The organism is Streptomyces ferrugineus (genome assembly GCF_015160855.1).
In the GTDB taxonomy this organism is placed as follows: Bacteria; Actinomycetota; Actinomycetes; order Streptomycetales; family Streptomycetaceae; genus Streptomyces; species Streptomyces ferrugineus.
In genome coordinates, this window is sequence record NZ_CP063373.1 from 3,191,166 (window position 1) to 3,204,030 (window position 12,865).

The 12,865-nt window shown below is 71.2% G+C and carries 12 protein-coding genes; 10 read left to right on the forward strand and 2 right to left on the reverse strand.

The features are described from left to right. Positions 1-3 precede the first annotated feature (3 nt). Positions 4-990 (reverse strand): serine hydrolase, encoded by a 987-nt coding sequence (locus IM697_RS14565; protein ID WP_194048113.1) that lies wholly within the window; start codon positions 988-990, stop codon positions 4-6. A 149-nt stretch (positions 991-1,139) separates the two neighbouring features. Between IM697_RS14565 and IM697_RS14570 the strand changes: the two genes are divergently transcribed. Continuing rightward, a complete protein-coding gene (locus IM697_RS14570; RefSeq protein ID WP_194048114.1) occupies positions 1,140-1,871 on the forward strand; it encodes an SseB family protein in 732 nt (243 codons plus the stop codon). A gap of 92 nt (positions 1,872-1,963) precedes the next feature. Here IM697_RS14570 and IM697_RS14575 read toward each other — a convergent pair whose 3' ends face one another. After that, positions 1,964-2,329 carry a DUF1844 domain-containing protein gene (locus tag IM697_RS14575; RefSeq protein WP_194048115.1) on the reverse strand — a complete coding sequence of 122 codons (366 nt, stop codon included), beginning with the start codon at positions 2,327-2,329 and terminating at the stop codon, positions 1,964-1,966. 361 nt (positions 2,330-2,690) lie between these two features. Between IM697_RS14575 and infC the strand changes: the two genes are divergently transcribed. From infC to IM697_RS14620, 9 genes are all read left to right on the forward strand, one after another. Further along, positions 2,691-3,338 (forward strand): translation initiation factor IF-3, encoded by a 648-nt coding sequence (gene infC, locus IM697_RS14580; protein WP_194049709.1) that lies wholly within the window; start codon positions 2,691-2,693, stop codon positions 3,336-3,338. 110 nt (positions 3,339-3,448) lie between these two features. After that, complete coding sequence (gene rpmI, locus IM697_RS14585; RefSeq protein WP_007829094.1) at positions 3,449-3,643, forward strand: 50S ribosomal protein L35; 195 nt, start codon at positions 3,449-3,451, stop codon at positions 3,641-3,643. A 101-nt stretch (positions 3,644-3,744) separates the two neighbouring features. Then, the gene (gene rplT / locus IM697_RS14590) at positions 3,745-4,128 is read left to right on the forward strand and encodes a 50S ribosomal protein L20 (RefSeq protein ID WP_006141703.1); all 384 of its coding nucleotides are present in this window, start codon (positions 3,745-3,747) and stop codon (positions 4,126-4,128) included. A gap of 104 nt (positions 4,129-4,232) precedes the next feature. Continuing rightward, positions 4,233-5,081 carry a TrmH family RNA methyltransferase gene (locus IM697_RS14595; RefSeq protein WP_194048116.1) on the forward strand — a complete coding sequence of 283 codons (849 nt, stop codon included), beginning with the start codon at positions 4,233-4,235 and terminating at the stop codon, positions 5,079-5,081. Between the two features lie 53 nt (positions 5,082-5,134). Continuing rightward, positions 5,135-6,271, forward strand: a complete 1,137-nt coding sequence (locus tag IM697_RS14600) for a sensor histidine kinase (RefSeq protein ID WP_194048117.1) — start codon at positions 5,135-5,137, stop codon at positions 6,269-6,271. A gap of 158 nt (positions 6,272-6,429) precedes the next feature. Next, positions 6,430-7,575, forward strand: coding sequence for a phenylalanine--tRNA ligase subunit alpha (gene pheS / locus IM697_RS14605; RefSeq protein WP_194048118.1), 1,146 nt, complete (start codon positions 6,430-6,432; stop codon positions 7,573-7,575). Beyond that, complete coding sequence (pheT, locus tag IM697_RS14610) at positions 7,575-10,088, forward strand: phenylalanine--tRNA ligase subunit beta (protein WP_194048119.1); 2,514 nt, start codon at positions 7,575-7,577, stop codon at positions 10,086-10,088. The genes pheS and pheT overlap by 1 nt, the downstream gene beginning before the upstream one ends. Positions 10,089-10,239: 151 nt before the next feature. Further along, positions 10,240-11,283 carry a PP2C family protein-serine/threonine phosphatase gene (locus IM697_RS14615; RefSeq protein ID WP_194048120.1) on the forward strand — a complete coding sequence of 348 codons (1,044 nt, stop codon included), beginning with the start codon at positions 10,240-10,242 and terminating at the stop codon, positions 11,281-11,283. Between the two features lie 202 nt (positions 11,284-11,485). After that, positions 11,486-12,826 carry an NsdA family TPR-like regulatory protein gene (locus IM697_RS14620; protein ID WP_194048121.1) on the forward strand — a complete coding sequence of 447 codons (1,341 nt, stop codon included), beginning with the start codon at positions 11,486-11,488 and terminating at the stop codon, positions 12,824-12,826. Positions 12,827-12,865: the final 39 nt, after the last annotated feature.

Here is a 12,865-nt window from a genome sequence, read left to right on the forward strand (position 1 = left end):
CCGCTACGAGGCGGCGGATGCCGCGGCGGCCGCAGAACCGGACACGGCCTCCCCGGTGACCACCGACACCGCCGCTCGTGCGGCCGCCTCGACCAGCGCGACGCCCTTCGTCCTGGTGGAGTTGCCGTCGGAGAGCACGGCCACCAGACAGTCGTGGCCGTCCACCGTCACCCGCCCGATGCTGTTGATGTCCCACAGCCCGGTGGCGGTGCGCGGCAGCCAGCCGTTCTTCAACGCCCATGCGGAGCCGTCGGCCGCGGCGGACACCCCCCACCGCTGGTCGACCGCGATCCGCCCCATCAACCCCTGGAGATACGCGCGCGAGCCTGCGCTCAGCGCCGAGTCATCTCCGAACACCTGCCCCAACAAGGTGAGTTGATCAGCGGCGGTGGCCTGTGTCAGCCCCCAGTACATGCCGTCGCCGCCCTCGGTGTCGGTGAGCCCGAGGCGCTCGTTCGCCTCGTCGAGCCCGTCCGCCTTCCCGATCGCCCGCCACAGGGCCGACGCGGCGGTGTTGTCGCTGGTGCCGATCATCTCGGCGGCGTACGACTCTTCCACCGCGGTGAGCTCACGCCCCGCATCCTGAGCCTGGAGCAGCAGCGCGGCCAGGATGTCGACCTTGACGATGCTCGCGGTGTCGAAGCTGCCGTCCCCGTAGCCGGCCCTCGCACCGGACTCCAGATCCAGCGCCGCCACCGACATCCTGGCGCCGTCCTCGACGGTCACCGACTCCACGGCCCCGGCCAGCAGCGCGTCGCGGTCCACCGTCGGCTCTGCCACCGGTTCCACCGAAGCCTCCCCACCCGCGCGGACCGAAACCGACGCCGAGGCCGACGGCGTCGCCGCCGACGATACGGCGTCGCCGCCCGGGTGCGCCTGAGCCTGCACGTAAACGGTCCCCGTGGCCGCGGCGCCGACGATGACGACGAAGGCGAGCGCGGCGTACGACGGCACCAGCCGACGGCGGCGGAGGGCTGCGGAGGACTCCATGCCCGCGATCGTCGGGGCGCTGTCTGTGCGTGCCGTTAGACGGACGTTAGATGTGTGTCAGAGAAGTCGGGATCCCGGGGGCGGGTGTCACGGCCCGGTTTCCGGGGCCGCACAAGCCCAGCAGCATCCCCCCGATAGGGTCGGTGACCGTGGCGAACAAGAACATTCCCGACTCCCCCTTCTCCGACGACGACGGCTCCGCCGACCCCCGGCTGAGCGCCGCGCTCGCGGCCTGGGCCGAGGACCGCACCGCCGAGGGCCCGGTCCTTCAGGCCCTCAAGGGCGCCCGGCTGCTCGTCCCGGTCGTCGCCGTGCTCGGCGAGGTCGAGGAGGACGAGAACGGGCTGCGCCGCGAGAAGACCAGCGACATGGCCGTCCCCACCCTCAAGGCCGGCGATCGCACCGCCCTGCCCGCCTTCACCTCCACCGACTCCCTGGCCCGCTGGGACCCGGCGGCCCGCCCCGTCGCCGTACCCCTGCACCAGGCCCTCCAGGCCGCGGCGCACGAGAAGGCGGACACGGTCGTACTGGACATGGCCGGGCCGGTGCCGTACGAGCTGACGGGACGCGCCCTGCTCGCGCTCGCCGAGGGGCGTACGACGACCGACCCGCTGGCCGACCCGGCCGTGCGGGAGGCGGTACGGGCCGCGGTGGCCGCCGAGCCCGCCGTGCTGCGCGCCCACCTCGGGCCCGGACAGGCCGACGGCATCCTCGCCCTCGTACTGGAGGAGTCCGCCGCCCCCGCCGAGGCCGCCCGCGCCGTCGCCGACCGTCTCGCCGCCGACCAGACACTCAGGGCCCGCCTGGTGCGCGGCCTCGACCTGGCACTTCTGCCGGCCGGGACGACGCCACCGGGCGAGCCCCTGTACGTACGCGGATGACCTAGGGGGTGGTTTGAAAGTCCCGCACAGCACCCGTGGCGCCCGGCACGCACCGAACACCACGGGCACCGCACTGGACTTTCAAACCACCCCTAGCCGTAGATCGCGCCGGTGTACTTCTCACCCGGCCCCTGGCCCGGCTCGTCCGGGACGATCGATGCCTCGCGGAAGGCGAGCTGCAGCGACTTCAGGCCGTCGCGCAGCGGCGCCGCGTGGAAGGAGCTGATCTCGGTGGCGCTGGCGTCGAGCAGTCCGGCGAGGGCGTGCACCAGCTTGCGGGCCTCGTCCAGGTCCTTGTGCTTGTCGCCCTCCTCGGTCAGACCGAGCTTCACGGCGGCGGCGCTCATCAGGTTGACGGCGACCGTCACGATCACCTCGACCGCCGGGACCTCGGCGATGTCGCGGGTCATGGCGTCGAAGTCGGGGGAACCAGCGGACTCAGGAGGGGTGTCACTCATGCCTCACACGATAGGCCCCGGTGCACGCCGGTTCGCGCCGCCCCCGGCCAGCTGCTAGCCTTGTGGAACGACCGGCTGGACATGTATGTGCTCAGCCCACAAGTGGAGGCTCCGATCTCCCACCTGGCTGTCCCTGGGGACGGCGGGTCACCCGGTCAGGCGGCCACCATCGTTCCGTACGGACGATGGAGTCGCCCGAAAGCGCGCCCCGCGATCATCGCGGCGGTGCTCCGGAAGTGTTTGGAGCCCCGCCTGTGATCGTCCGGGGCATTTTTTCTGCTTCGGCGCGGTTAGGTCTATCGAAAAGAGACATACGCGGCTGTCCGCCAGACCGTCGCGTGGTGCTAACCGAGGAGGATCCATCAGCGCCGAGCCCCGCATCAACGACCGGATTCGCGTTCCCGAGGTGCGACTTGTCGGTCCCAGTGGCGAGCAGGTGGGCATTGTCCCGCTGGCCAAGGCACTGGAGCTTGCCCAGGAGTACGACCTCGATCTCGTCGAGGTAGCGGCGAACGCCCGTCCGCCCGTGTGCAAGCTCATGGACTACGGGAAGTTCAAGTACGAGTCGGCCATGAAGGCCCGTGAGGCGCGCAAGAACCAGGCGCACACGGTCATCAAGGAGATGAAGCTCCGGCCGAAGATCGACCCGCACGACTATGACACCAAGAAGGGTCACGTCGTCCGGTTCCTCAAGCAGGGCGACAAGGTCAAGATCACGATCATGTTCCGTGGTCGCGAGCAGTCCCGTCCCGAACTGGGCTACCGACTGCTGCAGCGTCTCGCGGAGGACGTCCAGGACCTCGGGTTCGTCGAGTCGAACCCGAAGCAGGACGGCCGGAACATGATCATGGTTCTCGGTCCGCACAAGAAGAAGACCGAGGCGATGGCCGAGGCCCGCCAGGCGCAGGAGGCCCGCAAGGCCGAAGCGAAGGCCAACCCCGGCCGCTCGCAGAACGCCGCGGACGCCGAGAGCGCCGCGGCCCCTGCCGAGGCTTCCGCCGAGGCGTGATCCCGGGGGACACCAGTCCCCAGGACGTAACCGATACAAGAGCGACGCTCCACCGTGCCCGGTTTCACGACCGGGCATCGGAGCGCCACTGACGAGGAGAGAACGGCGCTATGCCGAAGAACAAGTCGCACAGCGGTGCCAGCAAGCGCTTCAAGGTCACCGGCTCCGGCAAGGTGCTCCGTGAGCGCGCCGGCAAGCGCCACCTGCTCGAGCACAAGTCGTCCCGTCTGACGCGTCGCCTGACCGGCAACGCCGAGATGGCCCCGGGCGACGCCAAGAAGATCAAGAAGCTTCTCGGCAAGTGACGTGAGCGGCGCCCCCAGTGAGCGCCGTACGTCTGGACCGGGACCCAATCGATACCGGGCCGTGTGAGTCCAACCGCGGCCCCGCTACAAGGAGTTAACAAGTGGCACGCGTCAAGCGGGCAGTCAACGCCCACAAGAAGCGCCGGGCGATCCTCGAGCAGGCCTCCGGCTACCGCGGTCAGCGCTCGCGCCTGTACCGCAAGGCCAAGGAGCAGGTCACCCACTCGCTGGTCTACAACTACAACGACCGCAAGAAGCGCAAGGGCGACTTCCGTCAGCTGTGGATCCAGCGCATCAACGCCGCTGCCCGCGCCAACGGCATCACGTACAACCGCTTCATCCAGGGTCTGAAGGCCGCGAACGTCGAGGTCGACCGCAAGATCCTGGCCGAGCTGGCCGTCAACGACGCGAACGCGTTCGCCGCGCTCGTCGAGGTCGCCCAGAAGGCGCTGCCGAGCGACGTCAACGCCCCCAAGGCTGCGTGAGCGCTGCGCTTGGCCTGAGCCGACGTGACTGAACGGACCCGTGGGATCTGCCCGCGGGTCCGTTGTCGTCGGGCAGTGGAAAGTAGCTATCGAAAGTGAAGAGCATGCCCTCCGCCACCCCCGAGCTCATCTCCCCCCGTTCCCCCCGCGTCTCCGCCGCCCGGCGGCTCGCCAAGCGGAACTTCCGGGGCAAGGAGCGGCTGTTCCTCGCCGAGGGGCCGCAGGCCGTGCGGGAGGCGGCCGGGTACGGGTCGACGCTCGTCGAGCTGTTCACGACCGTCGAGGCCGCGGAGCGGTACGCCGACATCGTCGGGGAGGCCCGGGACGCGGGCGCGCGCGTGCACCTCGCCGAGGAGCAGGTGATCGCCGACATCTCGACCACCGTCACGCCGCAGGGGCTCGTCGGGATCTGCCGGTTCATCGACACCCCCTTCGAGGAGATCCTCGCCGCCCGGCCCAGACTCGTCGCCGTCCTCGCGCATGTGCGCGACCCCGGGAACGCCGGGACGGTGCTGCGGTGCGCCGACGCCGCCGGGGCCGAGGCCGTCGTCCTCACCGACGCGTCGGTGGATCTCTACAACCCGAAAGCCGTACGGGCCTCCGTCGGCTCCCTCTTCCATCTGCCGGTCGCCGTCGGCGTGCCCGTCGAGCGGGCCGTGGCGGGGCTCAAGGACGCCGGGGTGCGGATTCTCGCCGCCGACGGCGCCGGGACCGACGATCTGGACGACGAGCTCGACAAGGGCACCATGGGCGGGCCCACGGCCTGGGTGTTCGGCAACGAGGCGTGGGGGCTTCCGGAGGAGACCCGCGCGCTGGCCGACGCCGTCGTGCGCGTCCCGATCCACGGAAAGGCCGAGAGCCTGAACCTCGCCACCGCCGCCGCCGTATGTCTCTACGCGTCGGCCCGTGCACAGCGCGCCTCCGCAGGGTGCCGCAGCGTCACCGAGAACTAGTAGGGTGACCAGCTCGGGGGCCCCTCAGCCGTGGTGAGAGGTGGGGTACGGGGATGAGTGTCGGCACGAGCGGCGCACCGGGAGCACGTCAGGTGCCGCGGCCGTCCACGTCCCGGCCCGGTGATCGTGCCGAGCCCGGATTCGATCCCGACGACCTGCCCGACGGCCTCGTCGTCGCCGACGAGCAGGGGCACGTCATCTGCTTCAACGCCGCCGCCGAGCGGATCACCGCCGTCCGCGCCACCGACGCCCTCGGGCAGCGGCTGGAGAAGGCCCTGCCGTTAGAGGACCTGGACGGACGGCGCTGGTGGCAGCTCACCGACCCCTACGGCGGACTGGCCATCAGGCGTCGGCAGCCCGAGCGCAACCTCCTCCTCCCCGGCGGCCGTGAGGTGCTCGTCTGCGCACGCTACGTCCGCACCGAGCCGACCGGGCCCGTGCACCGCGTCGTCGTCTCCCTGCGCGACACCGAGGCCCGCCGCCGCACCGAGCGCAGCCACGCCGAGCTGATCGCGACCGTGGCCCACGAGCTGCGCTCCCCGCTCACCTCCGTCAAGGGCTTCACCGCCACCCTGCTCGCCAAGTGGGAACGCTTCACCGACGACCAGAAGCGGCTGATGCTGGAGACCGTCGACGCCGACGCCGACCGCGTCACCCGGCTCATCGCCGAGCTGCTCGACATCTCGCGGATCGACAGCGGGCGGCTGGAGGTGCGGCGCCAGCCCGTCGACATCGGGGCGGCCGTGGGGCGGCACATCCAGGCGTACGTCGCCGCCGGACAGCCCGCCGACCGGTTCCTGCTGCGCCTGGAGCAACCCCTGCCCGCCCTGTGGGCCGACCCCGACAAGATCGACCAGGTGCTCAGCAACCTCATCGAAAATGCCGTGCGGCACGGCGACGGAACGGTCACCATTGACATCACGGCCACGGCGTCCCCCCGCGAAGGCGAGGACACCGGCACGTCGGTCACGGTGAGCGACGAGGGGCCCGGCATCCCGGAGGAGTCCATGAACCGCGTCTTCACCCGCTTCTGGCGGGGCAGCAAGCGCGGCGGCACGGGCCTCGGGCTCTACATCGTCAAGGGCATCGTCGAGGCCCACGGCGGCACCATCACGGTCGGCCGCGCCCCCGGCGGCGGCGCACAGTTCCGATTTACGTTGCCCGTGGCGGCACCGGCCTTCATGGCCTGAGGCACCACGGGCGCATTCGCGTTCCTCAACCCCGTTAGACTCGGCCTTTGGCACCTTTGTGTCCCAAAAACCAGGACGCTGTGTCCCAAAAACGCTGACGCACTGTCCACGAGTCGGTACGGGGACCATCCGCCAGCCAATCGGAAGCACGGGAAGAGATGTCGGCACCCAATAAGTCGTACGACCCTGTCGAGGTCGAGGCACTGAAACCGGAAGAGATCGAGCGCATGCGGGACGAGGCGCTCGCCGCCTTCGCCGCCGCGGACTCCCTCGACGCGCTCCAGGAGGCCAAGGTCGCCCACACCGGCGGCACCTCCCCGCTGGCGCTGGCCAACCGCGAGATCGGCGCCCTGCCCCCGCACGCCAAGGCCGAGGCCGGCAAGCGCGTCGGCCAGGCCCGGGGCGCCGTCAACAAGGCCCTCGCCGCCCGCCAGGCCGAACTGGAGGCCGAGCGCGACCAGCGGGTGCTGGTCGAGGAGGCCGTGGACGTCACGCTGCCCTACGACCGCGTACCGGCCGGCGCCCGCCACCCGCTCACCACGCTCTCCGAGCGCATCGAGGACATCTTCGTGGCCATGGGCTACGAGGTCGCCGAGGGCCCGCAGGTCGAGGCCGAGTGGTTCAACTTCGACGCCCTCAACATCGGCCCGGACCACCCCGCGCGCGGTGAGGCGGACACCTTCTTCGTCGAGACCGCATCCAACAGCGGCTCCGCCGCGGGGTCCGGCTCCGGCGACTCCGGCATCGTGCTGCGCACCCACACCTCGCCCGTGCAGATCCGCTCCCTGCTCGACCGCGAACTGCCGGTCTACGTGATCTGCCCCGGCCGCGTGTACCGCACCGACCAGCTGGACGCCACGCACACCCCGGTCTTCCACCAGGTCGAGCTGCTCGCCGTGGACGAGGGCCTGACCATGGCCGACCTCAAGGGCACCCTGGACCACATGGTCCAGTCGCTGTTCGGCGAGGGCATGAAGACCCGGCTGCGGCCGAACTTCTTCCCGTTCACCGAGCCGTCCGCCGAGATGGACATGGTGTGCTACGTCTGCCGCGGCGAGTCCGTCGGCAACCCCGACCGGCCCTGCCGCACCTGCTCCTCCGAGGGCTGGATCGAGCTCGGCGGCTGCGGCATGGTCCACCCGCGGGTGCTCACGGCCTGCGGTGTCGACCCGGAGAAGTACAGCGGCTTCGCCTTCGGGTTCGGCATCGAGCGGATGCTGATGTTCCGCCACAACGTCGAAGACATGCGAGACATGGTCGAGGGTGACGTCCGGTTCACCCGGCCGTTCGGGATGGAGATCTGATGCGGGTCCCGCTTTCTTGGCTGCGGGAGTACGTCGACCTGCCGGCGACGGAAACCGGCCGCGACGTCCAGGAGAAGCTGGTCTCGGCCGGTCTTGAGGTCGAGACCGTCGAGCATCTCGGCGCCGACCTCAAGGGCCCGCTCGTGGTCGGCCAGGTGCTGACGATCGAGGAGCTGACGGAGTTCAAGAAGCCGATCCGCTTCTGCACCGTCGACGTCGGCCGGGCCAACGGCACCGGCGAGCCCCAGGAACTCATCTGCGGCGCCCGTAACTTCGAGGTCGGCGACAAGGTCGTCGTGGTCCTCCCGGGCGCCGTGCTGCCCGGCGGCTTCGCGATCGCCGCCCGCAAGACCTACGGCCGTGTCTCGCACGGCATGATCTGCTCCAGCGGCGAGCTGGGCATGGGCGACGACGGCACCCACGGCATCATCGTGCTGCCGCCGGAGACCGAGGTCGGCAAGGACGCCATCGAGCTGCTCGAACTGGTCGACGACGTCCTGGACATCGCCGTCACCGCCAACCGCGGCGACTGTCTGTCCATCCGCGGCGTCGCCCGCGAGGCCGCCATCGCCTACGGCCTCCCGCTGCGCGACCCCGCGCTGCTGGACGTTCCCGGCCCGAACGCCTTCGGCTACCCGGTGCAGGTCTCGGACCCGATCGGCTGCGACCGCTTCACCGCCCGCACGGTGACCGGCCTCAGCCCCGACGCCCGTTCCCCGATCTGGCTGCAGCGCCGGCTGCAGAAGGTCGGCATGCGCCCGATCTCGCTCGCCGTCGACATCACCAACTACGTGATGATGGAGCTCGGCCAGCCGCTGCACGCCTACGACCGCAACCTGGTCCAGGGCACCATCGGCGTGCGCCGGGCCGAGGAGGGCGAGAAGCTCGTCACCCTCGACGGCGTCGAGCGCAAGCTGCACGCCGAGGACCTCGTCATCACCGACGAGCGTGGGCCCATCGGCCTCGCGGGTGTCATGGGCGGCGCCGACACGGAGATCGCCGACCACGACGACCTGGAGAACGCCACGACCGGCGTCGTCATCGAGGCCGCGCACTTCGACCAGGTGTCGATCGCGCGTACGGCCCGCCGCCACAAGCTGTCCTCCGAGGCGTCCCGCCGCTTCGAGCGCGGTGTCGACCCGGCGGCGGCCGCCGCGGCGGCCCAGCGGACGGTGGACCTGCTGGTGCTGCTGGCCGGCGGCACGGCCGAAGGCGGCGTCACCGAGGTCATCACGCCGTCGGCACCGCACAGCGTCACCACCCCGGCCGACCACCCGGACAAGGTCGCGGGCGTCCGGTACGGCCGCGAGACCGTCGTACGGCGACTGCAGGAGATCGGCTGCGACGTGTACGGGCAGGACGAGCTGATCGTCACCGTGCCGTCCTGGCGGCCCGACCTCCTCGAGCCGAACGACCTGGCCGAAGAGGTCATTCGCCTGGAGGGCTACGAGAACCTGCCCTCCACGCTGCCCAAGCCGCCGTCCGGCCGCGGTCTGACCCACCGGCAGCGACTGCACCGCCGGGTCGGCCGCGCGCTGGCCGGGGCCGGCTTCGTCGAGGCGCCGAACTACCCGTTCGTCAGCGAGCAGGTCTTCGACCAGCTCGGCCTGGCCGCCGACGATCCGGCCCGCCGTGTCGTCAAGCTGGTCAACCCGCTCAACGACGAGGAGCCCGCGCTGCGTACGTCGCTGCTGCCGGGGCTGCTCGGCGCCCTGCGGCGCAATGACGGGCGGGGTTCGCACGATCTGGCCCTGTTCGAGACGGGCCTGGTCTTCCAGCCGCGTGCGGAGCGCAGCGCCGCCGGGCACCTGCCGGTGGACCGCCGCCCGACCGACGAGGAGATCGCCGCGCTCAACGCCGTGCTGCCGGAGCAGCCGCGGCACGTCGCCGCCGTCCTCGCCGGCGCGCGCGAGCAGGCCGGCTGGTGGGGCAGGGGCCGTGCCGGTGACTGGGCCGACGCGATCGAGGCGGCGCGGGTCGTGGCCCGTGAGGCCGGGGCCGAGCTGACCGTGCGGAGCGGTCAGTACGGGCCGTGGCACCCGGGCCGGTGCGCCGCGCTGGCGATCACCGTGGACGGCGCCGAGCAGGTCGTCGGCCATGCCGGTGAGCTGCACCCGCGGGTGCTGAAGGCGCTGGGCCTGCCCGCGCGCACCTGTGCGATGGAGCTCAACCTGGACGCCCTGGAGCAGGTCGGCGACGGCACGCCGCAGGCGCCGAGCATCTCCACGTTCCCCGTGGCCACGCAGGATGTCGCCCTCGTGGTGGACAAGCCGGTGCCGGCCGCGGAGGTCGAGGCCGCGCTGCGTGCGGGCGCGGGTGAACTCCTCGAGGACATCCGGCTGTTCGACGTGTACGTCAACGACGAGCAGCTCGGTGACGGGAAGAAGTCGCTGGCGTACGCCCTGCGCTTCCGCGCGGGGGACCGGACGCTGACCGTCGATGAGGCCTCGGCGGCCAGGGACGCCGCGATCGCCCTCGCGGGTGAGCGTACGGGCGCGGTGCTGAGGGGCTAGCGGCCTTGTCAGGGCGTTGCGGTCACCTCACTCGATAGGGTGACTTCTCGGGGTGATCTGGTACTTCCGGACTATCTCTCGACAGAATCGGACCGGCCTTTCGAGGCCGGTCCGATTCTGCGTTGTCAGGGCCTATTGGGGGGCCATCGGCATGTTCCGCATCAAGGCTCGGGTTCCCCGCAAGGTGATCGCGATGGGGCTGCCCACCGCCTGGGGTGCGATGGCGATCACGTACAAGTTGGCCTGTCCGCTGGCCCAGCAGGACAGCCTCGGCGCCCGGGTCGTCACGAGCGCCGTCTTCTTCGCCGTGGGAACCGGCCTGATCCTGCACGTCCGGCAGGCCCTGGTGCGGGAGCTCCGACAGGTCCGCGAGGTCGCCGGCGCCGCGCAGAGCGCGCTGCTGCGGCCGCTGCCGCCGCGCATCGACGGGCTGAACGTCGCCGCCGCCCAGCACTCCGCGGATCGCGGCGCCCGTGTCGGCGGTGACCTGTACGAGGTCGTCGCCACCGAGCACGGCGTACGGGCGGTCATGGGCGACGTACGCGGCCACGGCATCGCCGCCATCGGCACGGTCGCCGCCGTCCTCGGCAGCTTCCGGGAGGCCGTCCATGACGAACCCGACCTGGGCCGGGTGCTGCGCAGACTGGACCGGGCCCTGGACCGGCAGCTGCGCGAGCGGACGTGCGACGACCCGGTCTCCGAGGAGTTCGTCACCGTACTGCTCCTGGAGATCGGCCGGGACGGCGAGATCACCGCCCTCAACTGCGGTCACCCCTGGCCGTACCTGCTGACCGGCACGACCGTACGACCCCTCGCCCGCACCGACCCCCTCCCACCCCTCGGCCCGTTCCCCCTCCCGACCGACCTGACCCCGCTGCCCTGCGGCACCCTGCTCCCCGGCGACTCCCTGGTGCTGTACACGGACGGCGTCGAGGACGCGAGGGACGCGAGGGGCCGGTTCTTCGCCCTGCAGGCGGCGCTCGCCGGAGCCGTACGAAACGAACCGATCACGCCTCAGGCGATCGTTCGCACCCTCTTCGCGGCGCTCGTTCGCCACACAAGGGGGAAGCAGGCGGACGACATAGCCCTACTGGTCCTACGGAACGATCGAACGAGGCTTCACTGCGATGCCCCAGGGGCGCGGGGAACTGCGCGAGCAACCACACACAACCCGCAGCCGACCAACCACCTCTGACGCAACGGCGATGAGCGCGCCGGGCCGCCGCTGTACGAGGGGGAGCCGGCGGCCCGGCCGGCCTCTTGCGAGGTATTCCAGTCAAGCGGCCCGAAACTCTCCGCAACAGCGCGCGCACGCTACGGATTCGGGCACTCCGTTCACACCCCGTGTGAAGCGGTTCGCACTACTCTGACGGCACCGAGCCACCCGGGGGGCATACATGCAGCCCAACACACTGCTCGACGCGATCCTGGACGAGGCCGGGATCTCGCACGCGGGGCTGGCGGCCCACGTGAACCAGGCGGGGCGGGCGCGCGGGCTCGCCCTGCGCTACGAACACACCGCCGTCGCACGGTGGTTGAAGGGGCAGCGGCCACGCGGTCAGGTGCCCGACCTGATCTGCGAGGTGCTGGCGGTCCGGCTGCACCGTACCGTCACGCTCGACGACATCGGTCTCGGCGTACCCGGCGAACCCTCCTCCACGCACACCACCTCGCTGTCCGGCTTCGTCGAGCGGGCCACCGCCCTGTGGCGCTCCGACGAGCAGCAACGCCCGCACATCCTGGGCGCACCCGCGGTCACGGGCACGCCGGCCGTGATGCCGGTGTGGGAGTGGGAGAACCCGCCCGAGGACGTCGATGTCTCGCGCGGCGGCCGGCACCGGGTCACCCCGGCCGACATCGAGATGCTGCGGGCCGCCCGCACCCACTACGAGCAGATGTACCGCAAGGCGGGCGGCATAGCGACCCGCACCCGGATCGTGGGGTTCCTGAACGCCGAGGCCGCCCCGCTGCTGCGCGGCAGCTACACCGACGCCACGGGGCGTCAACTGCACCGGGCCACGGGCGGGTTGGTGGCGGTCGCGGGGATCTGCGCGTACGACTCCGACGCACACGGGCTCGCCCAGCGGTACTTCCATCAGGCGCTGCGGCTGGCGAAGGCCAGTGGGGATCGAGGGCTGGGCGCGTATGTGATCGCCCTGCTCGTCAACCAGGCCCTGTTCATGCGGGAGTTCCGGCAGGCCGTCGCCTTCGCGGAGGCCGCGCTGCGGGCCGCCGGCAAGCACATCACCCCGGCGCTCGCCTCCGATCTGTACGCGATGCAGGCGAAGGCGTACGCCCATCTCGGCGACGGCACGAGCGCGCTGTCCTGCATCCGGCGTGCCGAGCAGGCCGCCGAACGCATCCACCGCGGATACGAACCCGACGAGACCGGCTATGTCCAGCCCGGGCTCGTCAACGTCCAGGTGGCGGAGGCACTGCTGAGTCTCGGGGAGCTGGCGGCCGCGGGGGAGCACGCCGCGGCCGCCGTCGACAATCCGGCGCACGACCGGGGCCGGGTGCACCGGCTGGGCATGCTCAGCACCATCGAGCTGCGCCAGGGCAACGCCGACAAGGCGGTGGCCACCGCGGTGCAGATGGCCGAGCAGGCGCGGGGAATGGAGTCCCAGCGCCTGCGCGACAGACTCCGGGCGGTGCGCGAGCACCTGGTGCGCAGCGGCAGCGCGGGCACCGCCGAGGCCGCCGAACTCATCGACGGGGCGCTGCGCGTACCGCTGTAGACCGGTGCGGGCGGGTACTCGAACACCGACACCTCATAG

Excerpts from the sequence above, each read along its gene's own strand:
- IM697_RS14565 (WP_194048113.1), bottom strand. The coding sequence starts at position 990 with ATGGAGTCCTCCGCAGCCCTCCGCCGCCGTCGGCTGGTGCCGTCGTAC.
- IM697_RS14575 (WP_194048115.1), bottom strand. The coding sequence starts at position 2,329 with ATGAGTGACACCCCTCCTGAGTCCGCTGGTTCCCCCGACTTCGACGCC.
- rpmI (WP_007829094.1), top strand. The coding sequence starts at position 3,449 with ATGCCGAAGAACAAGTCGCACAGCGGTGCCAGCAAGCGCTTCAAGGTC.
- IM697_RS14595 (WP_194048116.1), top strand. The coding sequence starts at position 4,233 with ATGCCCTCCGCCACCCCCGAGCTCATCTCCCCCCGTTCCCCCCGCGTC.
- IM697_RS14600 (WP_194048117.1), top strand. The coding sequence starts at position 5,135 with ATGAGTGTCGGCACGAGCGGCGCACCGGGAGCACGTCAGGTGCCGCGG.
- pheS (WP_194048118.1), top strand. The coding sequence starts at position 6,430 with ATGTCGGCACCCAATAAGTCGTACGACCCTGTCGAGGTCGAGGCACTG.
- pheT (WP_194048119.1), top strand. The coding sequence starts at position 7,575 with ATGCGGGTCCCGCTTTCTTGGCTGCGGGAGTACGTCGACCTGCCGGCG.
- IM697_RS14615 (WP_194048120.1), top strand. The coding sequence starts at position 10,240 with ATGTTCCGCATCAAGGCTCGGGTTCCCCGCAAGGTGATCGCGATGGGG.
- IM697_RS14620 (WP_194048121.1), top strand. The coding sequence starts at position 11,486 with ATGCAGCCCAACACACTGCTCGACGCGATCCTGGACGAGGCCGGGATC.